Annotated in this window: 17 protein-coding genes and 1 pseudogene; 5 read left to right on the top strand and 13 right to left on the bottom strand. The window is 58.6% G+C overall.

All coding sequences use genetic code 11. The annotated features are described in order from the left end of the window. Positions 1-303 precede the first annotated feature (303 nt). The 3 genes from HB376_RS19925 to HB376_RS19935 all read left to right on the top strand — a co-directional run bounded on the left by HB376_RS19925 (position 304) and on the right by HB376_RS19935 (position 6,027). Positions 304-2,868 (top strand): EAL domain-containing protein, encoded by a 2,565-nt coding sequence (locus HB376_RS19925; protein ID WP_213765392.1) that lies wholly within the window; start codon positions 304-306, stop codon positions 2,866-2,868. 1,298 nt (positions 2,869-4,166) lie between these two features. Further along, positions 4,167-5,231 carry a Dyp-type peroxidase gene (locus tag HB376_RS19930; RefSeq protein ID WP_213765459.1) on the top strand — a complete coding sequence of 355 codons (1,065 nt, stop codon included), beginning with the start codon at positions 4,167-4,169 and terminating at the stop codon, positions 5,229-5,231. Next, positions 5,224-6,027 (top strand): family 1 encapsulin nanocompartment shell protein, encoded by an 804-nt coding sequence (locus tag HB376_RS19935; RefSeq protein WP_213765393.1) that lies wholly within the window; start codon positions 5,224-5,226, stop codon positions 6,025-6,027. Before HB376_RS19930 ends, HB376_RS19935 begins: the two co-directional genes overlap by 8 nt. Before the next feature lie 230 nt (positions 6,028-6,257). On the opposite strand, the gene HB376_RS19940 is transcribed toward HB376_RS19935, so the two are convergent. After that, positions 6,258-7,250 carry a LysR family transcriptional regulator gene (locus tag HB376_RS19940; protein WP_213765394.1) on the bottom strand — a complete coding sequence of 331 codons (993 nt, stop codon included), beginning with the start codon at positions 7,248-7,250 and terminating at the stop codon, positions 6,258-6,260. A 352-nt stretch (positions 7,251-7,602) separates the two neighbouring features. Here HB376_RS19940 and HB376_RS19945 point away from each other — a divergent pair, with 352 nt between their 5' ends. Beyond that, the gene (locus tag HB376_RS19945; RefSeq protein WP_213765395.1) at positions 7,603-9,030 is read left to right on the top strand and encodes a PLP-dependent aminotransferase family protein; all 1,428 of its coding nucleotides are present in this window, start codon (positions 7,603-7,605) and stop codon (positions 9,028-9,030) included. A 79-nt stretch (positions 9,031-9,109) separates the two neighbouring features. On the opposite strand, the gene HB376_RS19950 is transcribed toward HB376_RS19945, so the two are convergent. The 10 genes and pseudogenes from HB376_RS19950 to HB376_RS19995 all read right to left on the bottom strand — a co-directional run bounded on the left by HB376_RS19950 (position 9,110) and on the right by HB376_RS19995 (position 20,164). Further along, positions 9,110-9,367: a MoaD/ThiS family protein gene (locus HB376_RS19950; RefSeq protein ID WP_213765396.1), complete on the bottom strand. Its 258-nt coding sequence runs from the start codon at positions 9,365-9,367 to the stop codon at positions 9,110-9,112. A 74-nt stretch (positions 9,368-9,441) separates the two neighbouring features. Further along, the gene (locus HB376_RS19955) at positions 9,442-10,353 is read right to left on the bottom strand and encodes a bestrophin family protein (protein WP_213765397.1); all 912 of its coding nucleotides are present in this window, start codon (positions 10,351-10,353) and stop codon (positions 9,442-9,444) included. A gap of 37 nt (positions 10,354-10,390) precedes the next feature. Continuing rightward, the gene (gene cydB / locus HB376_RS19960) at positions 10,391-11,398 is read right to left on the bottom strand and encodes a cytochrome d ubiquinol oxidase subunit II (protein WP_213765398.1); all 1,008 of its coding nucleotides are present in this window, start codon (positions 11,396-11,398) and stop codon (positions 10,391-10,393) included. Between the two features lie 4 nt (positions 11,399-11,402). Further along, the gene (locus HB376_RS19965; protein WP_213765399.1) at positions 11,403-12,791 is read right to left on the bottom strand and encodes a cytochrome ubiquinol oxidase subunit I; all 1,389 of its coding nucleotides are present in this window, start codon (positions 12,789-12,791) and stop codon (positions 11,403-11,405) included. A gap of 240 nt (positions 12,792-13,031) precedes the next feature. Further along, entirely contained in the window at positions 13,032-15,317 is a 2,286-nt protein-coding gene (locus HB376_RS19970; RefSeq protein WP_213765400.1) for an FdhF/YdeP family oxidoreductase, read from the bottom strand. 95 nt (positions 15,318-15,412) lie between these two features. Beyond that, positions 15,413-15,496 (bottom strand): annotated as a pseudogene (locus HB376_RS19975) (encapsulin); the annotation flags it as partial. A gap of 690 nt (positions 15,497-16,186) precedes the next feature. After that, entirely contained in the window at positions 16,187-16,924 is a 738-nt protein-coding gene (locus tag HB376_RS19980; RefSeq protein ID WP_213765401.1) for a TSUP family transporter, read from the bottom strand. A gap of 284 nt (positions 16,925-17,208) precedes the next feature. Beyond that, a complete protein-coding gene (locus HB376_RS19985) occupies positions 17,209-17,718 on the bottom strand; it encodes a hypothetical protein (protein ID WP_213765402.1) in 510 nt (169 codons plus the stop codon). A 185-nt stretch (positions 17,719-17,903) separates the two neighbouring features. Next, on the bottom strand, positions 17,904-19,103 hold the full coding sequence (locus HB376_RS19990) for a porin (RefSeq protein WP_213765403.1): 1,200 nt from the start codon (positions 19,101-19,103) through the stop codon (positions 17,904-17,906). A 356-nt stretch (positions 19,104-19,459) separates the two neighbouring features. After that, positions 19,460-20,164, bottom strand: coding sequence for an SDR family NAD(P)-dependent oxidoreductase (locus tag HB376_RS19995; RefSeq protein ID WP_213765404.1), 705 nt, complete (start codon positions 20,162-20,164; stop codon positions 19,460-19,462). Between the two features lie 183 nt (positions 20,165-20,347). Here HB376_RS19995 and HB376_RS20000 point away from each other — a divergent pair, with 183 nt between their 5' ends. Further along, positions 20,348-21,277 (top strand): LysR family transcriptional regulator, encoded by a 930-nt coding sequence (locus HB376_RS20000; RefSeq protein ID WP_213765405.1) that lies wholly within the window; start codon positions 20,348-20,350, stop codon positions 21,275-21,277. A 177-nt stretch (positions 21,278-21,454) separates the two neighbouring features. On the opposite strand, the gene HB376_RS20005 is transcribed toward HB376_RS20000, so the two are convergent. Beyond that, a complete protein-coding gene (locus tag HB376_RS20005) occupies positions 21,455-21,844 on the bottom strand; it encodes a surface-adhesin E family protein (RefSeq protein ID WP_213765406.1) in 390 nt (129 codons plus the stop codon). Positions 21,845-22,976: 1,132 nt separating this feature from the next. Further along, on the bottom strand, positions 22,977-23,303 hold the full coding sequence (locus HB376_RS41735; protein WP_213765407.1) for a DUF4148 domain-containing protein: 327 nt from the start codon (positions 23,301-23,303) through the stop codon (positions 22,977-22,979). Positions 23,304-24,082: the final 779 nt, after the last annotated feature.

Genomic DNA, 24,082 nt, shown 5'->3' on the forward strand with positions numbered 1-24,082 from the left:
TGGCCCTCTCAGGCTGAGTCACAGACTGACCGGTCTCCTTCATGGCTGCTATTAAGCCCGCTCTTCAGCGGTTAAAAAATTTAAATTTGTTTCTGCTGCCGATATGCTGAACTAAAGTTCAGGAATCTTCATACCCCGTACGAACCGGTCCAGGCGTCCTGCCGGCCATGCAGGCAAATCGCAAGAAATGTAAAGCAACTACATACCTGCGCCCCAATTTAATCGCCAATAATATTGGCGTTAATCCGGCATATCTGTGAGCGAAGCAATAGCGATCATGGACTCAAAACGAGGGGCAAAGTGATGTCAGCACAACCATCGAATATGCCGGAATTGACGGAAGCCCTGTCGCGCACACTGGCGGTGGCCGAGTTTTCTCCCGACGGTATCCTGGTGGCAGCGAACGGCAATTATCGGACGCTCCTTGGATACGAAGATGACGCGATACTCGGGCGTACTCACCGCTCGTTCTGTGACCCGTCATACGCTGCCTCGAACGCATACACCGAATTCTGGCAATCTCTGGTGAACGGTCACCCGCTGATCGGCGCCATTTGCGAGCGTCAGCGCCGTGACGGCAGCCCATGCTGGCTCGGCGCGACATTTACGCCCATATTCGATTCACAGCAGCGCGTGCATCGCATCGTCAAGGTCGCACTCGACATAACTGAACGCCAGCAGCAATGGCTTAGCCAGAACGAGCATGCGCGGCAACTCGCCCTGGCCGCCGATACGACTGACTCAGGCGTCGTCATCGTCGACAACGACGGGAGCATCCACTACGTCAATGCCGGGTTCATCAGGATGTTCGGCTGGGGCCCGGATGAAATCGCCGGCCGTACACCGGCTGCTCTGCTGGGATCACGCCTTTCCGAAGCGTTTATCCAGCCATTCCGGGCAGAACTGATGGCGGGAACCACGGTACGCCGCGAGGAGATCCTGACGGGCAAGAACGGCCAGCGATCCTGGGTAAATGTCGTGGTAAATCCGATCCTGGATCTGGACGGGAACCTGAGCAAGACCATTTCAGTTCTTACCGACATCACTCACGTCAAGATGTATGAAGTATTACAGCAGCGCGCCCTGGAGGCGATGGCCCGCGAAGAGCCATTGCAGCAGGTGCTCAACATGGTGTGCCTCGAAATCGAGCGCATTCTGCCGGACGTAACAGCATCAATTCAGATGCTCGATGACCAAGGCCATCTGCAGCCGTTGGCCAGCCCCAGTCTCCCGCCTGAATATTGGCAACTGTTCGAGAACTGCAAAATAGGACCCGAAGCGGGATCTTGCGGGACCGCTGCATACCGGGGAGAACCGGTCTGGACCCCCGACATTGCAACCGATCCGCTATGGGACGAGTGGCGGCATATGGTGTTGCCAATGGGCTACACGGCCTGCTGGTCAACGCCTATCCTGTCGAGCGATCGCCAGGTCATGGGCACCTTCGCTTTCTACTATCGGAAGGCCGTGGAGCCCGATTCCTTCCAGCAGCAAGTCATTACGGCTTGCGTTCATCTGTGCATGGTGGCGTTCGAGCGGGAGCGCGCGCGACAGCGCATTCAGCAACTGGCCTTTTACGACAGCCTGACCGGCCTGCCCAATCGCCGGATGTTGCTAGAAAGAGCCAACCACGAAATTACCACGCTGATCGGAAAATCTTATCAGTTAGCTGTCCTCTTCATTGACCTGGATCGCTTCAAGCAGATCAATGATTCGATGGGACGCGCTGTAGGAGACGAACTCCTGCGGGAAATGGCGAATCGAATCCGAACGCAGTTTCCGGCTTCAGATCTCATCAGCAGGCTCTCGGGCGATGAATTCGTGGCCGTGCTACCCAGGTGCAGTGACGGGATACTCCTGGCAGCGGTAACGCAATTGCAGGAAACGCTATCGCAACCGTGCAGGCTGGCCGAGACATGCCTGATGCCGTCTGCCACGATCGGAATTGCCGTCTTCCCAGCCGATGGCCGCAATATGGAAACTCTTCTTCAGTGTGCCGAAATGGCAATGTACCAGGCAAAGACTGCCGGGAGAGGTCAATACGGTTTTTTCAATGGTCAAATGAGTCTGCTTGCTCAGAAGAAAATTTCACTTGAAGCGGCACTGCGCGACGCTATTCGGACCGGAAGCCTGTGCTTGCACTATCAACCGCAGGTCAGCCTCGAAGATCGGCACCTCTACGGCGTAGAGGCGCTTGCCCGATGGTTTCACCCCGAACTGGGCATGATCCCACCTTCTCAATTTATACCGCTTGCGGAGGAATGCGGCCTGACCGCGGAACTGGGGCGCTGGGTCTTGCATGAAGCTTGCCGGCAGTTGGGCGAGTGGCAATCTCGGGGGCTGACGGTACCATCGGTATCGATCAACCTCTCCCCGACCAGTTTTCGCGACCCGGATTTGCCACAAACAATTGCACGAACCCTCGAGGATCATGCTCTCCCCGCTGAGAAACTCACTTTGGAAGTGACCGAGGGCGTGCTGCTTGAGGCCAATTCCGGGGTGCTCAAAACCATCAAGGAAGTGACTGCCTTGGGAGTACGGTTGTCCGTGGATGATTTCGGCACGGGCTACTCCAGCCTCAGCTACCTACGCCGTCTCCCCGTCAGCGAACTCAAGCTGGATCGCAGTTTTGTCGCGGACCTGGCACACGACAAGGCAGCCAGCGCATTGAGCGCCGCAATCATGGGAATCGGCCAAAGCCTTAACCTGACCTTGATAGCCGAAGGCGTAGAAACAGAGGAGCAGTCCCGGATTCTGGCGGAGCAAGGATATGGCATTGCTCAAGGCTATCTATTCTCACCGGCTCTGCCACCAAAGGAATTCGAGCACTGGATTGAACAAGTGACTGGGTCCATCACGCCAGCATGATACTTGCCATGTCCGCTGGCAAGCGTGGACCCATGTCGGTAGATGGCTGAACTGAGACGGTTCCAAGACCTGTGGCTACAATAAGAGCAATGACAAAGTCGATCACTCGAGCACCCTTCGCAGGGCAGTTGACTCAGACATGCACTCGTTGACAATCCTCGTGCGTTCGTCGTCTGCCTATGCCGGTGGATACCGAAAGATACTGAGCTACCATGAGATACCGCCCTCTCCCATGGCGAAAGACGAACTCTTTGTCTCAGGGAACCGTCACCGGTTGAGGTCGAGAACGTCGTACTCGATCATGGCGGCAAGATGTTTCGCCAAACGCTTCTCCGGTGACACGCGCGGCTTGTCGACGAACGATCAGAAGAAGAAAATCAACGCCGGAGCCAGTATCACTAGCCTATAGGAGGGATGCCGTGTCGCCAAAAAGCAGTGAGCCCGGTAAAACGTTTTTCAAAGGCCTGTTATGGTTCGTTGCATTGTGGCTGCTTGGATTCGCCGGGACAGCGCTACTCGTGCTCCCGTTCCATCTTATGGTCGCTGCAGCAATGCATCACTAGCTTGAGCACCTTTTGAGCGCCATGATCCGGGCGCCATGAAATAAACGAACCAGCGTGTTGGTAGCGGCAAGAGCAAGCTTAAACGATGTGCGAACGCAATCGGTCGGGGATCATCCTTCTTTCGGGAACCAGATTTCCTTCATAAATCAATTCGGCATGCGAATTATTTACTTGAAAACATTTCATCTTCCAATAAATAGGCTCGAAGAATTTTTGGGTCGACCGGATGCCACGAGCCGCCGAGTACACCGCCGCGCGAAAGAAAGCCCGCCAATCGTAGGGTGACCAATCAAGGGAGCCCGCTGAGTAAGCCGATGGTAACGATGTGACACGAGAATAAAAAGCCGCCAAACCCGATATAAAGTATCGGCGGAGCTCTGGCAATGCACCCTTTCACCCTTTCGCAGGGTGTCGTTTGACACGTTGTGGACCGGCGCGAACGTGACACGAGCATGTCGTCGGGGCGACTGACTGCCAAAGCAGCCCTGTCCCGCGAACCGGATGTATGCTTCTATAGGCTCGATGAGTTTCTAGCGGCGGCCCCTTTCCATAAGGTGACTGCGCGGTATAACATCCGTGAACGCAGCAGCACACCGGCTTCATTTATTCGGATAAAAGCTTTGCGCCCGCGTTAAGCCGGGACCGCAGAGGCGGAAAGAGGTTCGTTCCGCTGTTGCCGGAATCCGTAACGGCTTATCAATATTCAATCCGATGCCTAAAGACATTCCAGCAGACATTCCGGCAGACATTCCAGAACCACAAACCGTTTGTAATGCCGTCACCCGTAGTGCAATTTTCATCGTCGCGACATTCGCGGGTGGCCACGACCCGGCAGACACAGTGCGAGCGTGGTGCGCGGATATCGCCGCCCTCGTGCGCTCGGTCGGCAAGCGTGTCCCTTCCGGCAACCTGTCGTGCGTGTGCGGCTTCGGCTCCGACGCCTGGGACACGCTGTTCGGCGCCCCGCGCCCCGCAGGGCTGCACCCGTTTCGCGAATTCGGCGAGGGCGAACGCCGCGCCGTGGGTACGCCCGGGGATATCCTGCTCCACATCCGCGCAGACCAGATGGATCTCTGCTTCGAGCTCGCCACGCAGTTGGTAGGACGGCTCGGCGACGCGGTCTCGGTCGTGGATGAAGTGCACGGTTTTCGCTACTTCGACATGCGCAGCATGGTGGGCTTCGTCGACGGTACCGAAAATCCGACGGGCCGCGAGGCCGTCGATTTCACGCTGATTCGCGACGAGGATCCGGGGTTCACGGGCGGCAGTTATGTCCTCGTTCAGAAGTACCTGCACGACATGACCGGCTGGAACGCGCTTTCGGTCGAGACCCAGGAGCGCATTATCGGCCGCACGAAATTATCCGATATCGAGCTCGACGCCGCGGTCAAACCGTCGTCGTCGCACAGCTCGCTGACCACGATCGTAGAGAACGGCGAGGAAGTGAAAATCCTTCGCGACAACATGCCCTTCGGCCGGCCCGGCGCGGGCGAGTTCGGCACCTACTTCATCGGTTATGCCCGTTCGCCCGAGCCGATTGAGCAAATGCTCGAGAACATGTTTGTCGGACGGCCGCCGGGCAACTACGACCGGCTGCTCGACTATAGCCGCGCGGTCACCGGTGGCCTTTTCTTCGTCCCGTCGGCTACCCTGCTTGAGGCGCTGGCAGAACGCGATCCAGAGTCCGCTGCCGTTGCCGTTGCCGAACAGCAGCAACCCGATACGTCTTCCTCCGCCGAGCCGCGCCATGACGGCTCACTGAATATTGGCTCTCTCAAGGGAATCTCCCAACATGAATAACCTGCATCGCGAGCTTGCCCCAATTTCCCGTGCCGCCTGGTCGCAAATCGAAGAGGAAGTGGCCCGCACTTTCAGGCGCAGCGTCGCCGGCCGTCGTGTGGTCGACGTCAAGGGTCCCGGCGGCACGGAACTCTCCGGCGTCGGCACGGGGCATCAGATCGCGATCAGCGCGCCGCAGCAAGGTGTCGTGGCGAAACTGTCCGAGGTGAAGGCCCTCGTTCAGTTGACCGTGCCGTTCGAGCTGCAGCGCGATGCGATCGACAGTGTCGTGCGCGGCGCAAAAGATGCCGACTGGCAGCCCGCGAAGGACGCAGCAAAGGAGCTCGCTTATGCAGAGGATCGTGCGATCTTCGACGGGTATCAGGCTGCGGGTATTGGCGGGATTCGCGAAGGTTCGTCAAATCCAGCGCTCGCGCTACCGGCCGACGTCAGCGATTATCCCAACACGATCAGCAACGCGCTCGAACAGCTGCGGCTTGCCGGCGTCGACGGCCCCTACTCCGTGCTGCTCGGCGCCGACGCATACACCGCGCTCGGGGAGGCACGCGATCAGGGTTATCCGGTTATCGAGCACATCAAGCGGATCGTGAACGGCGAGATCATCTGGGCGCCCGCACTCGCAGGCGGCAGCGTGCTGTCCATGCGCGGCGGCGACTTCGAGTTGCATCTTGGCGAAGACGTGTCAATAGGCTACACGAGCCATACCGACACGGTAGTGCGCCTCTATCTATGCGAAACACTGACATTTTTAATGCTGACGAGCGAGGCGTCGGTGTCAGTAACGCAAGCGGAATAAGTGGAAAGCAGCCGGATGCCCTGGTAACGGCCTGGCTCTTCCCCACGGGCATTGCAAACGAGATTGCCCAGCTCGCGTTCGGACTCGTACCCGGCGCGATCGCAGTGGCGGTTGCGCCGTCGTTCGGCCTCGACGCTCGCGAGGCGGCCGGCCAATTGCTCAAGCGCGGGCTCAACGGCCGGGAAGACAAAGCCTGACACGCTCCCGGCGCCACGGCCATCGTTACGGGCTCAGGCCCGCAACGATGGCTTCAGCAGTACGGAAACATCATCGTCGGGAAGTACTTCATCAAAGCGGCTTGTCACTCCGCCACAGTCGACGCGCACTCTCTCCAGGATTTCCGAAGTGCACTTTTTTAACATCGCCACGATCATCCGTACCCGTGGCGGCACCGGACGTTGCGCCTGGATCAGCACATTCAGATCGAAGGGCAGCACCTCGAATTGCGGCAGTATGCGCACCAACCGACCGTCTGCGAGCGCGTCGACGCAAGCAGGCTCCTCCAGGACGCCGATGCCCGCACCCGAGAGGATCATTTCATACATGGGCCGCCAATGACTGGTCTTGACCGCGGTATGGATCGGCACGTTCTCCACGATGGTTGCCACTTGCCGGAGCGGCAACTGGTCCGTGCCGAACATGCCCTGGACCCGAATGAACGGGTGTTTTACCAGGTCGGACGGCTCGGCGATGGGACCGTGCTGGCTCAGACAGCCCGGCGCAGCAACCAGGATACGTCCAACCTGACCGAGCTGACGGGCGATGAACGCTCCTTCTCCGAGCGGCCCAAGACGAAAGGAAACGTCTACACCCTCCGTCACGAGATCGACGATCCTGTCGTTCAGGACCAGTTCCAGATTCAGTTGAGGATAGGCTGCGCGCACAAGCGTCAACGCCTGCGGCACGACCGTCTCGCCGAAGCAGTGGGGCGCCGCGATACGAATCGTGCCCCTGAGGACCTGCTCGTCGTTCGACACTTCGGCAAGCGCCTGTTCCACGGCGTGCAGGATCCCCTTGCTACGCTCGTAGAAGGTGAGGCCGTCGGGTGTGCAATTGAAAGCGCGTGCACTACGGAGCAACAACCGGCAGCCGAGGTACTTCTCGAGTCGCTCAATGCGTTCGCTCGCGGCAGGCTGCCCCATATTGAGGTCTCTCGCCGCACCGGAGATACTGCCGCGCTCAACCACCCTGACGTAAATGCGCATGGCTTCTAGCAGATTCATCGCGCCCAACCTGCCTTTGCGCCGAACGCGCCTGATTCGAGCGCCGAACGCGGCTGCTGGTACACGCTTGCGCTTCCCTTCGGTCTTGCCTCTTGCATGCTTTGGCTCCAATGATTGCGCTTCGCCACATCCCTGCATTGGGACTTGGCACCGTGCATTCCATGGAGGAAAGAGTAAGACCGGAGCATCGGTCGCAGAGTGCACAGATCGGGTCGGCTCGCGTCAGTACAGTTCTGCTACGGTCCCGGCACCGGGCGGGCGGGCGGCCGGTACACTGGCCCAAGCGACACTGGCCCAAGCGACACTTACCTAAGCGACACTTACCTAAGCGAAGCGCCACGGGAATCGTCCGATGAATCTCTATGAGAAGCTTGCAGACGACATCGAGAGATCGATCCGGCAAGGCGTATACCGTCATGGCGAACGCCTCCCGTCGGTCAGGCAGACCAGCCAGCAGCATCGAATCAGCGTCACGACAGCGATCCACGCGTATTTGCTGCTCGAAAGCCGTGGCCTTGTGACGAGCCGGCCCCAATCCGGCTATTTCGTCAACTTCCGCAACGACGAGGGCGAGCGGAAGACGCTCGAGCTCCGGCCGTCGAAACCGATCCCGATTTCGTCGCCGGTTGACGTCAGCCGCCTGGTGCTCTCGACGCTGCGCTCGATCGGTGTCGACGATGCGGTGCCGCTCGGTTCTCCCTATCCCGACCCCTGCCTGTTTCCATTCGAAAAACTCAACCGCTACGCCTACGACGCGGGCCGGGGTAAGGCGCTGTGGGGCGTGACGGACGCGCTGCCGCCCGGCAATGCGAAGCTCGTGCGCCAGATCGCGCGCCGCTACCTGGAGAACGGCATGGCGGTTGATCCGAACGAGATCATCATCACCGTCGGCGCGACCGAGGCCATCAATCTCTGCCTTCAGGCAGTCGCAAAGCCCGGCGACGTGATCGCTGTCGAGTCACCAACGTTCTACGCGATGCTCCATGCGATCGAACGGATGGGCATGAGGGCCATCGAGGTATCGACTCATCCGGAGCACGGCATCGATATTGACGCGCTCGCGGCTATCGTGGAGTCGCAGACTGTCACTGCCTGCATGGTCATGCCGAACTTCCAGAATCCGCTGGGCTTCAAGATGCCCGACGAACGCAAGCGCGAACTGGTCCAGTTCTTGACGAAGCGGGACATTCCGGTCATCGAGAACGGTGTCTACAATGAGCTGCACTATGACGGCACACACCCGAGCACGCTGAAGTCCTTCGACACGAAGGGGCTGGTACTTCACTGCGCTTCGTTCTCAAAGAGCCTGACGTCAGCCTACCGGATTGGCTGGGCGTTGCCGGGGCGTTATCGCGATCAGGTCGAGAAACTCAAGTTCCTGAACACGTTGACCTCTCCGTCGATTCCGCAGTTGGCGATTGCGGAATTCCTCGAACGCGATGGTTTCGAGCACCACCTGCGAAGGGTACGCAAGGCGTATGCGCTGCAGGCCAATCTCATGAAGGCGATCGTTTCGCGTTTCTTTCCCGAGGGTACGCGCATGTCCAACCCCGCGGGCGGATACGTGCTGTGGGTCGAATTGCCGCCTAAAGTCGACGCCATGCGGCTCTATAAGCTTGCGCTCGAGCAAGGCATCACCATCGGACCGGGATACATGTTCTCGGTCTCGGAGACGACCTATCGGAATTTCATCCGCCTCAATTACAGCAGCCCGTGGTCGAGCGAAATCGAGCAGGCGGTGATTACCGTCGGCAAGCTCGTGGCGATGTGCGCCCGCTAGCGGCACGCTCGCCGCTGCCTGAGCGGTGCGAGCGTGCGGACGTGTGAACCCGTATGAACACGCGTGCTTCAGGGCAACCTCAGCCTCCCGTGACGGGCGGAAAGAACGCGATTTCGCTGTCCTCGCGCACGACAAACGTCTCGTTGACCATCTCATGGTTGACGGCTGTACGGAGCGGCCGGTCTACGCGCAGTGACTCGGCCATCCGTTCGTCTCTCGACGCGAGCCTGCGGCGCAGGCAGTCAATGCGTAGTTCCGAAGCATCGATGTCCACAATCTCCTGCGAGACGCCGAATTGTTCGCGAGCGCCGGCGAAATACCTGATGGTGAGTTTCATTCGTGTGTTCCTGTCGCCGTAAGCGCTGCGGCGGCTTTGTGGCGGATCTCGCCGGATACGTCCAGGCAGAAACCTTACGTCAGTTGATACGGGCGCACCGGTACGACCTCATCGGGAATTTCACATCCACACAGCTCGAGAATCGATCGTTCGATGGTGCGAGTCATTGCGTCCAGTGCCAGCGCATTAGGCGCGACGGTGAACGGCTCGGCAACTTCACTGGCAATCGCTTCGAGCGCAATAAGCGTATAAGAAATGAAAACGCAGAGAAGCGGCGTAAAGAACTCCGTCGAATCGACGAGACCGAACGGCAGCAACACGCAATAGGCATAGACGGTGCGGTGAAGCAACACACTGTAGGCAAACGGAATAGGCGTGGATGCAATCCGTTCGCAGCTTCCAATCGCGCGTCCCAATTCATTGATCTGCGCGTCGAACATCCAGAGCTTCGTGTCCGTTGCCAATGCTTGATCCTGCAGATCGGCGAAGTCGCGACGGATGTCATTGAGAAGCGCAATCGGCTTGTAGCAAGTGTGCTGCAATGCCCGGGTTCGCGTGCGGCCGACAAAGCGAAGGAGATCCGGAGTCGGGTCGGTCCCGCGCAGTTGATGTTTCAACGCATAGACGCACGCAATCAGCGTATGGGCCATCTGAAGCTTGTCAGCGCCGCACGGGACGTAACACAGCATCTGCGACGTCAGCGCGCGCGTGGAGATCAACAGGTTGCCCCACAGATGCCGCGCCTCGTTGAAGCGCTCGTAGCTCGCGTTATTCCGGAACGCAAGGAAGATGGCGAGAGCAAGACCGAATAGCGTGAAGGGTGCTGTATTGAGCGGAATTTTCTCGCCGAAAATTCGGCCTTGCGTCAGCACGGCGAGGCTGCTGACAGCCCCCATGAACACCAGTTGTGGAATGATCGACTGCAATACGGAACCGTTCCAGACAAATAGCAACCGGAACCAATTTTCCCCTGGCCTCACGATCATGATGTGCTCTTGTAGTGTGCTGACTGCGCCGTCACCATCAGTGATAACCTGCGTCCCCTTCCCTCACCTTGCCCCGGAATACGCGGTACTGCATGACGTTGTAGACAAGGATGACCGGCAGCACGATCACAGTGCCGACCAGCGTAAATAGCTGGCTCGAGTGGCTCGACGACGCCTGCCAGATTGTCAGGGATGGCGGAACGATGTTCGGCCAGATGCTGATGAGCAAGCCGCTGAAGCCGAGAAAACAGAGCGCGAGGGTGAGAATGAACGGGGTCGCTTCGTGCTGCAACCGAAGCGAGCGGAAGATGCCCCATACACAAGCTATGACAAGGATTGGCACCGGCAGGAACCAGCCGAGATTGCCGCTTCCAAACCAGCGAAGCGCAACCGCAGGCAATCCGATCACCGTCCAGAGACTCACGATGACAATCGCTCCGAGCAGCACGCTCACGAGCGGCCTCATGACCTGCCGCATTTTGCGCTGCAGTTCACCGTCCGTCTTCAGGATGAGCCAGCCGCAGCCGAGCGTCGCATAGGTGAAGAGCACGCCGATTCCGCAGAACAGGCTGAACGGCGAGAGCCAGTCGAACGGACCGCCGGCGAAACGGCTATCGACAATCTTGATGCCTTGCAGCAGCGAGCCCAGCACGATTCCCTGGCAGAGCGCCGCGAGCGCGGAACCACCCATGAAAGCGAGATCCCACGCGTGCTGGGTCCTGACGGCCTTGGTACGCAACTCGAAGGCCGCGCCGCGGAAGATCAGGCCCACGACCATCAGGATGAGCGGGAGATAGTTCGCCGGCAGGAGCGTCGAATAGACCACCGGGAACGCCCCGTAAAGCCCGGCGCCGCCGAGCACGAGGAACGTCTCGTTACCGTCCCAGACCGGTGCGATGGTATTAAGCATTACTTGACGATCGCCTTTCTCCTCGAAGAACGGAAACAGCAGGCCGATGCCGAGATCGAATCCGTCGAGCATCACATAGATGAAAACGCCCAGTCCGATGATCGCGGCCCACACGACAGGAAGATCGATTTGCATGGCGTTACTCTCCTTCGAGTGCTTCGAGCGCTCGATTGAGCAATATCGGATGCTTGCCGGCCTTGCGGCCGTCAATATGCTCCTCCGGCCCGCGCTTCATCATCTTCAACATGTAGTAGACGCCCATGCCAAACACGAGGAAATACACCAGCACGAAGATCAGCAATGAAACGCCTGCTTGCTGGGCACTGATTGGCGAGAGGGAGTCCGCGGTACGCAGAACGCCGTAGACCGTCCAGGGCTGGCGGCCGACTTCCGTCGTTATCCACCCGGCCAATAGCGCCACGATTCCAGAAGGCCCCATGCACAGCACGAAACGCTGATACCACCGCGTTTCGTAGAGACGGCCGCGCACTCTGAGCAGTAGCCCGAGCAGCGCAGTCAATAGCATCAACATGCCGAGACCCGCCATGATGCGAAACGTCCAGAACACGATCGGCGAGTACGGGCGATCCCCCGGCGGAAACTCTTTCAGGCCGCGAATCTCGCCATCCCAACTGTGGGTCAGGATCAGGCTGCCCAGATGGGGTATCTGGATCGTGTATCGCGTCACTTCCGCGTTCATGTCGGGCAGGCCGACCAGATTGAGTGCGGTGCCGCCGTGCTCGGTTTCCCACAGGCCTTCGATTGCCGCGATCTTGGCCGGCTGGTATTTTCGCGTGTTGAGTCCGTGTGCATCGCCAACAAAAATCTGTATGGGCGTCAGCAAAAGCAGGATCCACAGCGCCATCGAAAAACTACGCTTGACGGGTTTGTCGCGCCGGCCATGCAACAGATGCCACGCACCGCAAGCGGCGACAATGAAGGCCGCGACGATGAATGCGGCGATCGTCATATGCGCGAGTCGATACGGAAACGACGGGTTGAAAATAACTTTCATCCAGTCGACCGGTACGATACGACCATTCTCGATGGCGAATCCTTGCGGCGTCTGCATGAAGCTGTTCGACGCGAGAATCCAGAAAGTGGAAATGAGCGTACCCACCGCAACCATCAGCGTGGCGAAGAAGTGCGCGCGGGGACTGACGCGTTGCCAGCCGAACAGCATGACGCCGAGAAACCCGGCCTCAAGAAAGAACGCCGTCAGCACTTCATAGGTCAGCAGCGGCCCGGTGATGTTGCCGGCTATCGTGGAGAATCCGCTCCAGTTGGTGCCGAACTCATAGGCCATCACCACACCGGAGACCACCCCCATTCCGAAGCCGACCGCGAAGATCTTCGACCAGAACAGAAACATGTCCTTGTAGGCCGTGTCGCCGGTCAGCAACCAGCGCCATTCCAGCACGGCCAGGAAACTGGCCAAACCGATGCTGATAGCGGGGAAAATAATATGAAACGAGACCGTGAACGCAAACTGCAACCTGGCAAGGTGGAATGCATCGAAAATTTCCATGATTGATCAAGGGCTCCAGGTGATAACGGTATTTGCGTAAAACGGGCGCCCTGTGGCGGCAGGCTCACTACGCGGTTCACCCAACGCGATCACTTAACGTCTGCTGAAAATGGATTGAACGGGAATCGCAAGTATGTGCGTCAATGATGTGCGTCAATGCCGGGCGCGACATTACCGCCGGATGCCTCTGGCAAAGGCAACGTCCAAAGACAACATTCACCCGGCATCCTGCGCCTAAAGTCACGTTTCTGCTGAGCGCAAAACATGCACCGGCACAGACTTGTACGAAGGCGTGCCACTCTCTTTGTCAAGGTAGTCGAGTGGCACCAGCACGTTGGCTTCCGGGTAGTACGCGCCGACCGAGCCCTTCGCGATGTTGTAGGCGATCGCGGTGATGTTCTCCAGGCGAAGCTGTCTGCCCGACGACGTAATCGTTTCGATGTCGACCAGATCACCGTGTTCGAGTCCTTGCTCGGCAAGATCGTCTTCGTTCATGAACAACACGTCACGCCGGCCGAACACGCCCCGGTAACGATCGTCCAAAGCGTAGATGGTGGTGTTGTACTGGTCATGGCTGCGCAGCGTGATGAGACGGAGCACGTTTTCAGCGCCGAGGACGTCGGCGTCTTCCTGCACTCCGCCGTACACTGAGAATATCGCTTTTCCTGACGGCGTGGGCCACACGCGTTCGGTCGGAGGAAGTGGCATACGGAATCCCCCTGGCGTTCTGATCCGTTCATTGAAGGCCTCGAATCCCGGCACGGTTTGTTCGATCAGGTCCCGAACCTTGTCGTAGTCGGCGATCAATTCCTTCCATGCCACCTTGCTGTCCGGCAACGTGGCCGTGGCAATGCCGGCGACGATCGCCGGCTCGGAACGCAAGTGTTCGGACGCAGGCGTCAGCTTGCCCGAAGAGGCGTGGACCATCGACATGGAATCCTCGACCGTAATGGATTGCTGGCCGCTCGCCTGGATATCCAGTTCCGTGCGGCCCAGAACAGGCAGCACGTAGGTTTCTTTGGCCACTAGCAGATGCGAACGATTGAGCTTGGTACCGAGGTGGACGCTCAGATCGAGCTTGCCCATGGCGGGAAAGGACTGCCCGGAATCGGGTAACGCGACAGCGAAGTTTCCGCCCAGGCAAATCAGGGCCTTGGCCGTGCCGGCGATCATCGCCTGCATCGCCTGGACGGCGTCGTGCCCGTGCGCTGCGGGCGGCTCGAACCCGAATACCTCTTCAATCTGCTTGAGGAAGGTGGCGGACGGTTTTTCCGTGATCCCGACCGTGCGATTCCCCTGCACGTTGGAATGTCCGCGCAAAGGACAAATGCCTGCGCCGGGTTTGCCGATGTTGCCGCGCAATAACAACAGATCAGCAATCAGACGGACGGTCGCGGTCCCTTTGTTATGCTGGGTTACGCCCATTCCGTAGGTGACAATTGTCGCATTCGATTTTGCATAGGCAATGGCAACCTGCTCCAGATCTTCACGGCTGAGTCCGCTTGCCTTTTCAATATCCTCCCATGACGTCGCTTCCAGATCGGCAGCTAACGCTTCGAAACCTTGCGTATGCGTGGCGATAAACTCGTGGTCCAGGACAGTGTTGCCCTGTTCTGCGTCCATCGCCAGGAGCGCTTTCATGATGCCCTTGAGGGCGGCCGCATCTCCTCCGGCGTCGACCTGAAAATAGGTCGACGCAATCCGGGTCGATCCGAAGGTCGCCATTTCGATCATGCTCTGTGGATCAGCGAAGCGCTCAAGCGCGCGCTCGCGCAGAGGATTGAACACGATGATCGGGACGTTGCGCCGCGAGCATTCGTGGAGTGTTCCCATCATCCGCGGGTGATTCGTCCCGGGATTGTGGCCGATCGAGAGGATCAGTTCGGTCGCGTCGAAGTCATCCAGCGATACCGTGCCTTTGCCGATCCCGATCGACCGGGGCAATCCGACGCTGGTCGGCTCGTGACACATGTTCGAGCAGTCGGGGAAATTGTTCGTCCCATATTCGCGCGCGAACAACTGAAAGAGGTAGGCTGCCTCGTTCGACGCCCTGCCTGACGTATAGAACTCGGCCTCGTCGGGAGAGGACAACCCGCGAAGGACTTCACCGATGCGAGCGAACGCGTCGTCCCAGGCGACCGCCCGGAACTTGTCCGTGGTGCGGTCGTAGACGAGAGGATGCGTCAGTCGGCCGAGATCCTCCAGTTCGAAATCGGATCGTTGTAGCAGCGACGACACCGTGTTGTTTTCGAAAAACTCCGGACCCACCCGCTTGGTCGTCGCTTCCCATGTGACGGCCTTGGCGCCGTTTTCGCAGAACTGGAACGTGGATTTGTGTTCCTTGTCAGGCCAGGCGCACCCCGGGCAATCGAAGCCGTCAGGCTGATTGGTCCGCAGCAGCGTAATGGGCGCCTTTATGCTTTCCATTTGCAGCCGTACGGCTTGAGCCGTCGCCCGGAGCGCTCCCCAGCCTCCGGCGGGTCCGTCATACGGCCGGATTCCCGGAACTTCGCGTCGCGTGGTCATATGAGACTCCATGAACAGCCCCAGGAGACCTGGAGGCTGTCTTGCTTCGGGGTTACGCCGCATCACGGCGTAAGGCTTACGCTGCCGCCTGCGGGCCTGAAGGTGCGCGCCACTTCCTCTTCGATCTGCGACCAGGCGGCACGGGAGATTGGGGCGAACTCGCGGCGCAGGTTATTCACGTTGCGAGAGTCCTTTGAGAGAACCAATATTCAGCGAGGCGTCGCGGTGCGCTTCAGCCGGGGAAACTAGCGACGGAATGCGTACATGACCCACTCCAATGCAAACCGAACCTGAGCATGATCGGCATAACGAAATCCCAGATACATCGTTGGATTCTATGGATTGATCGTGAATAAGGGAACATTGGTTTTTCCGATGATAAGTATTGGCAAAATGCCACCAAGGGCGTCCCGCAAGTGACCGGCTGCGTGGGCATATCGGAGGCTGCGAGCCGGCTATCAATATCGATGAAGACAATGTACCGTTCATGCGGAGCGCTATGGCGGGCGTGCGATTCGGCAAGTCAACGGAACGCGGGCGTCATGGGCCAGGCTCGCGGACTGTCCGTTCATGGTGCCGACGATTAAATCAAGCGGTATAGGCCATCACGTGTCTTCGCACAAGACTCCCCCGTGGCTTGCCTCCAGACGCCTTACTATCGTGCGACCGCGCGTTTGCTGCCAGCTTGAGGTTAGGATAGTAGAAATTTGTAGAAGTCAAAATACCATCTCGACCGATACAAGGAATCATCGGGAGCGACCAACGCGCCGACGGCGCTTGGCAGATCGATCTCCAGGCAGGCAGAACGACTGCAATGGCCGGCACTGAGACATTGGCTTCGCAGGGTAGACAGTCTCCGGACCCGGACCTTACAAAATGCCTGATTTCCAGATCATTTGAAACGCAGCGGCAAGTACAAAAAGCAGCACCAACATCCGGAATGCGCCAGGCGGCAGTTTGTCTCGAAGCGGGCGCACAAGCATGATGCCGATAATGACAGGAACACTTGCCGCAGTCGAAATAGCGATGTCGGTCAAGCTCGTATGAGCGCCTCCGCTAAAAGTGAGGATCAGGGTAAGGATCGACACAACGAGAATGATCGCGATCTGTTTCGTAAATGCCTTGCCTGTTGCCCCTGTCGCGATCAGATACATCGCAAGCAAAGGGCCGGGCACCGACGCGATACTTTCCATCACGGCCGCGCCAAACCCAAACACAAAACCAGCGGGCCTGGCCAACCCAGGCGAAAGCGTGAGCTTCGGCGCCGCGAGCAGCAACAGCGCGGCAAGCATCAGCAGACTACCGGCGGCGGCTTGCGCGCGATGCGGTGCGAGTGAAATCAGGACCGTCACGCCAACGATATTTCCCAGCACCGTGCCAATGAGCGGCGCCGCAATTCGGCGAACCGTTGGTAGCATCTCGCCGCCTTCCAGCGCTTGCGGGATATTGCCGAGAATGATCGGCATCGACAGAAGAAGTACTGCCTGCTTGATCGGCAAGAATTGACTCAATATTGGCATTGCGACAAGCGGCACGCCGATACTGACGATCCCTTTGACCATGCCGCCAAGCAAGAGCGCGACAACAACCCCGAGTATTTCGGGCATATTGAGCGCATGAAGGCTAGCGCCGAGAACGCCGTCGGTGAGATTAATTTGGACCGCCGTGAGAATGACCGCAGTGAGAATGAGACACGCCTTGGCCGTCCTGCAATATGAACGACCGAATCATAGGGTTCAGCGTTGGAGAGGCCACGCATTTCGAAGGCGGTTATTTTAGCGCCGGCTGAACGGCTTCACTGTTTGTGTGATTCAGCTCGCCAATGGCGCAAACGTGTGGGATGTACAACCGTGTCGCCATACACCCATGCGCTCGCTCATTTACTTCCGCCCTACGCGGAAAATCCCGTCGGCGGCCGCGGTCGAAACCCCACGATCACAGCGTTGGCATCCTCGAAGAACACATCCGGGAAGATCGTCGAGATTTGGGCAAGCGCGACGCGGGCCGCTGTGAGCATCATCGAAAGTTGCTGATCGGATGCCGACTCGCCGAACAGCAGGCGCTGCACGAGCGCGACGCCGCCGTACCTCGCAAAGAGGCGCAAAACATAGCCAAGGGAGGAATTGGTCAGCATTTCGGCGCCGTATGTGTCGGCAAGCGCGGTGAGGATGGCGAGCTCCACCTTGTTCGGCCGGCGGGGCACACGACGCTCTGCCGGACGCGTCCCACTTGCTGGCATGCCGCCGCTAGAAGGCGAGACACGGGCGACAATCTGGCTCTCCGCATCGAGTGCTTGCACCCCCGACCTCTGCCCGGCCCTGAATGCCGAAATGGCTGCATCCATACGAAGCACGAGACGAGCGGTCTCCTGACAGGCTTGATAGGGCGTGGGTTCGGACATGGGCAAAACTCAAGTCGACGGTGCCCAACTTTACACTGGAAATGCACCGCCCGTCGCACCGCGAGGGCGAGCTTGCTCAATGATCGAGCCGATCATGTCGCGAACCGGTCCAGACCTGGAATTCGCCGCATGACCGGCTCGTGTGCGGCGCATCGCGCACATTTTCGCGCACATTTACCGCACGATCAGAACTTGTGACGGATACCGACGATCAACGCCGTCTGCACGTCGCTCGACGAATTGCTCAGGTTGGCGATTGCCGCGACTGCCGTTTTCCCGGTCGAATCCTTGCCGCTCGCGTGCTGGTAGATGCCGACCAGATACAGATCCGTACGCACGGAGAGCGCATAGTTCGCCGCGAGATTGACCTGGCTGTAGGCGGCCCCGGAAATGCTGCTGATCGAGCTGCCGCGCGTATAGGTATAGGCGGCGCCCAACTGCAAGGCCGGTGTCACCAGATAGGCCAGGTTGATTTCCCCGAGGTTGAAGGTCGCGGTGCCCGTCAGCTTCTGCGGGTTGAGCCCGGCGCCTGCCTCTGCGCCGATGTCCTTGAACTGGACATTGCTGTACACGCCCCCAATGGTCGCATTGCCGATCTTGTACGCAGCGCCCGCCGAGACGACCTGCCATGTATGCGCCGACGCAAACCCGCTGTACACCGGGCTGGACATATTGGTCGCTGAGGTCGACGTCGGCGAGTTCGCGTTGGGATTCGAACCAAAGACCGAGAAGTTCGGGTCGCGCGCGTTTTCGTATGACACGCCGAGAGCCAGCGGGCCGTTGTCGTAGCCCGCGCCCAACGCATATATCTGGTCCTGCGTGAATTCGCCCGCCTTGCCGCCGAAGCTGTAGAAGCCGCCGAAGGTCAGGCCGTTATAGCTGGGACTGGCGTACTTGACCGAGTTATTGATCCGGTTGGTGTTGTCGAGGTTGTCCATGTCGCCCGGATGCGCGCCGTATATGCTGCCCCACTCTTTGAGTGTCACCAGCTTTTCGGCGTTGCCCGACTCGAAGCTGCCGACATAGTCGCCGAGCAGGTCGTACTGGCGGCCAAGCGTCACCGTGCCCATGGAACCCTTCAAACCCACGTAAGCCTTGCGGCCGAACTCCGCACCGCCCTGGCCCAGCGTGCCGTTATCCACGTTGAAGCCGCCTTCCAGGCGAAAGATCGCCTTCAACCCGCCGCCCAGGTCTTCCGAGCCGATCAAGCCCCAACGATCGCCCTGCAGATTGCCGGAACCCAACTCATACTGGCGGCTACCTTTTGAATTCGAATTGAACACGAAGCCATTGTCGAGGAGCCCATAGAGAGTCACCGAACTTTGAGCGTGTGCAACGCCGTACACGGACATGCATGCGGCAATTCCCAGGATTTGTTTCTTCATCGCCCCACCCCAAAGATGTCGTGAAATAAATAAACCAACGTGAAAACCAGGTCCTATCAGCAGGATTGCGAAGGATCGTAAGTGCGCAATTTTTGCGAAGTAAGACCAGTTTCCAAGATCACGATCGATATTGAAGATCATCATTTCGCGGACACGGATTTGTGCTACGACGGGACCAGCAACGCCCGGTCGGCGCACGAACAGTGGTCCATAGATGATTTCAGGGGTGATCGGCTGACTGGATAGCGATCGTCTGGAATGCTCTTCTCAAGCGAAATTTTTCCAGCATTGCTGCGAGCATCCAGGCCCCAGGTAAATTGGCGTGGGAGTGTGCGACTTTGGAAATACGCCGCCGTTCACCAGGGAACGACTCTTCCGAGGTAGTCCAGGTAATGCAATCCGGAACGCCCTTGGTAAGCCTCGATCGTGCTCACCAAGTTCGGGATGCTTTCTTCGATACCAAGACGCGCTTCAGTACCGCCCATGTCCGTTCGTACCCATCCGGGCGCCATCAGTAACAAGGTTCTCGCGTCGCTTCGGTGGCGCGCGGCAAAGCTGCGCATCAACATGTTGAGTGCGGCCTTGCTGCTCCGGTAGACCTCATAATTTCCGTTGTCGTTGTTTGTGAGGCTGCCCTGCCCCGACGACATGACGCCAATCGTTCCGGTCGGCTGCACCAGGTCCTGAAACGCCTCGATCACTCTCATCGGACTCAACGAGTTGGTCACCATGACGCGCACAAATTCCTCTGTCGAGACATCTGCAATCGTTTCACGATCGTCGTTTTTGACACCGGCATTCACGAAAAGCACATCGAGTCGTCGCCCCTCAAGACGACCGCGTAACGCGGCGACCTGCTCCGGAATCGTGATGTCGACGGTTTCAACTTCGAGTGCTCCGTCCGAAGCTTTTGCGATTTGACGAAGTTTTTCTGTGGAGCCCTGCCTTCCGGTGGCTATTACTCGCCAGCTGCGCGTGAGGTATTCCTCGACCATTGCGAATCCGAGGCCACGGGATGCACCGATGAGGAGGACGGTTTTCTGCGGTGATAAGTCTTGCATTGATAGCTCCCTGTAAGTAAAACCTGACTGAACGTGACATTGCGTGGCATTGACGAACCACACCCTTGGACGTGAGTCAGTCCGGGGAATATATCGATGCGGGAGGCATGGCGGAAGACGCAACGATTGCACATATGACCTGCATCAAACGCCATGCCTGAACGGTGCGTGCTACGATCGGGCATGCCCGAACCCGACTTGAATCTACTCATTGCGCTCGACGTGTTGCTTGCCGATGGCAGCGTGGTTGGCGCTGCGCGTCGGCTGGGATTGAGTGCCTCGGCAATGAGTCGAACGTTGACCCGGCTGCGCGAGGCGATCGGTGACCCATTACTGGTCCGCGCGGGGCGCGGTATGGTGTTGACGCCCCATGCAGAGGCACTTCGTCAACGCACACAAAACGCGGTTCATGAGGCACGTTCCGTACTGAGTCCTTCAACGACCGAGCCGGATTTCCCAACGTTGCAGCGAACCTTTACCATTCGCGCCAACGATGGCTTTGTGGAAGCCTTCGGCGCTCCGCTTATCGCTGCGGCCACGGCAATCGCGCCGCTCGTGCGTTTGCGCTTCGCGCCCAAATCTGAGAAGACGGCAGCGCATTTGCGAGAGGGTTCAGCCGACCTTGAGATCGGTGTCCTGGGCGAAATGGGGCCGGAAGTCCGCGTGCAGGCCCTATTCCGGGATCGCTTTCTCGCTGTTGTCAGAAAGGGCCATCCGCTCGAATTAGAGCGTGAGGTGACAGCAGAACGGTATGCCTCCTTCGGCCACGTTGTTGCTTCGCGCCACGGGCGCGCCAGTGGACCGGTCGATGAGGCGTTGGCTGCTTTAGGGTTGGAAAGAACGATCGTCGCCATGGTTCCCAGCTTTCACGCCGCGCTGGCGGTGGCGCGAGCCTCGGATTTGATCGCTCTCGTGCCTGGGTCTTTTCTGGGCAATCAACCTGAACATCAAGAGTCGGCCCTGTCCGGCAGCATCTACGCTTTCGAGCTTCCCGTGACGACCGAAAAAATTACGGTTTCTCAGATGTGGCATCCTCGTTTAGAGGTCGACCCTGTTCATCGCTGGCTCCGGCAACTGGTGCTAACGGTATGTCGGCAAAGAGTGCCGCTGTGAAGCGGCAGCCACCAGCCGTATGCACGCCCGTTTGCGGTCGCTCGGGAACGAGCTGAACACGGATTGCCCACGCTCACACGTGAATACGGTGGCGGCTATCGAGTTCGTAAGAGCCAATTGACCGTTGACCGGGGTAGAACGGTCATTAGCCGGTTGCACCCTAGGGTCATCGAACCCTCAGCCCTTACTGCACACCGCACGCAATATGAAATCTCCGCCCGTGCCCGGGACGACAACCGCTGGAGCATCGTGCTCCGGAGGCAGAGAAGCGAGGACATTACCTTGCGCATCGTAAAAAATCAGTGCGTTCACGAGGAGTGTTCTAGCCTGACAGTCCGCAACGTATTGCGTCTTGATCGCCTTGGCGGGACGTCCGAGTTGCACGTCCGTCTCTACCGCCAGGACCGTCTGAGTCCAGGCGTTGACGGTGTCACCACTGCGAGCAACAGAGTCTTTGTCGACGCTAACGAGCTCCCCCGAGTTCGCGAAGACCTGGACCCAGTTCGATGCAATCGCCGAGGCCGACGATAAAAGCAGAAATGCGCCGAGCGCAAGCATTCTATTCATGTTTGATCTTTGTAATTTTGATAATTTTGAGTACCTGCCGGTTGGCGGCAAAAGCACTCCGCTTCCGAGGTGCACAGGTCGTTCATGCTGACGAGCCGACCGCCGTCTGCTCACCCATAGCGGCTGTTCGAGCCATTGCTGAAAGTCGTGGTTTCAAATGGCAGCGTTCGACAACATTGGGCACGCGGGATCGGGCAATGGCAGCATGACCCCCAAGCGCGTCACTGACGGCTTGGCTAAACGAAGCACGCATATTACCCGAGCACCGGCTTACGATAACCTTCGTTTGTGAACGCCTTGGCAGGCAAGGAACGGCTACTTCCGGATCGCTCGTGATCCACGCGAATCCGAACCTATGGCACGCTAACCTGCGTACCTTCCGAATATGGGGGGCGTGCGAGCTGGATTATTCTTTGAAGCCGGTTCATGCACCAGCATTCCAACAGCGGTGACCATCACGACTGTGCCTGATGCGCGACAAAGCGTTGGACTGGTGACCCTGGCGTATCGTCGCCGCATCTCGCGGTTATCTGTCGGCGGGAGGAGTTCAGCGATCTGTATCGCGACTTCGCTCGCCCTGGCGGAGTTCGCGAGGACGGCTTCACCATCATCTGGGACAACGGGTTCAAGAAGGGAGGAGTCCGGATCAACACCGAATTTCGCAAGGAAATTGCCAATCGCCGGAACGCGATGGATGGTACAAGTCGACTGTCGCTGACCTGGCGCGTATCGAAGTTTCCATCCTTGTTTGCGGCAGTTTTTCTGATCATTCGCTGCACACACAAGGGTCGATCGAGGCCTTCCGCCGTATGGATTCCGCGCTCAAATCGCTCTATACGCACTCCGACGGAAAATGGTGTGCGTTCTATGGTCAAGAAGCCACGGCAACACGCGGGCGGTTCTTTGATCACACGCTCAAGGGGCCTCGACAACGGCTGGGAGAAGGAACCCGCGGTGCGTATGGCGACCTACGGCGATCTACGATAACGGCCCCGAACCGATAGCCGTTGTAGGTGTGCAGAACTGTTAACCCGCCGGATTCAATCCGGCAGGTGGGTATAACGGCCTGCTGTTGTATGCAAGACGCACAGCCCGGCTGCACGCCTCAAAACATGCATATCGAGCAGATAGATCAGGGATGGTCATACATCGAACGCCAAGCGGCCGGCGACACCGGCGCAATCCCAGCCCCCGATCCTGAAGTGCTCTCGGCAACACCACCGAAGCCGGCAGAAGCGGCGCCGTTTTGCGCAGACACTTTTTGCTCTGCGGTTAGCGTAGCGACCGGATATGACGCATTCGAATCGGGGAACGCGGCGTGTGATGGGGTCGCTTGTTCGAACTGCACCAATTGTCCGCTCACGTCTGCACGAGTGACCGGTTGGCTCGACTGAGCGAATGAGAAAGCCGGGAACGCGAATACCGCGGTGACGCAAACAGCTTGAATGAGCGACTTCATAATAAACCTCCAGATTTTTTCGCAGACGTGTGTCTGCCGTGAAGACAAGTGTAGTGGGCATCACGTGATTTATTAAATGTGTATGACACAATGACTCATTGCTAATTTAAGCGTTAACCCTTATTCGAAAGAAAACGATCGGGCAACCGCAAGAAAGGTTTTGAGGATGCTGCCGGGTGCCCTCGTTTCGCATCACGCGGGCTGTGGCACACGATGTGGCCTGGAGATGTTTGCGCGGCGCCGATCGCTGGTCATGCCGCGTCGCAAGTCAGCGTTCCAGTTCGGCCCGTGGAGGCCTTCTATACCTGGGTCGCCGTAGCCGGCGTTCTGTTGCAATTGCCGTGGATCCACGCCGCGCACTGCAAGATTGGGTACACGCGGCGGACGTGCGCGTACTCAAGCCGGTCATCGACGCCCCTACTCCTTCGCCAAAGTTCCGGAAGCCTGTGCTCACTTGAAGCATGGCACGTTCGGCAAGCTCGTCGTCCAGGTTCGCGATCAGTAAGCAACCCGGCGCGAGCACGGAAAGCGCGAAAACCCCCATGCCACATGCTCCTCGCCCGGTCCAACGCGGCGCGGTTTGCCGAAGATATATCGCAGAACGACCCCGCTAAACGTATGCGCGACATGGCTGTCCGGGGCTATAGGCGTAGCCACGATTATCGCTTTGAAAGCGACAGAGCGACTACCCAGCCGGTGTTTATTGCAGCCAGCAATCCCGACATACTTTGTCCTAACGGCGCATCACAAACGCACCGGCCAATCCGGCTCTATCTGAT

Source organism: Caballeronia sp. dw_19 (assembly GCF_018449515.1).
In the GTDB taxonomy this organism is placed as follows: domain Bacteria; phylum Pseudomonadota; class Gammaproteobacteria; order Burkholderiales; family Burkholderiaceae; genus Caballeronia.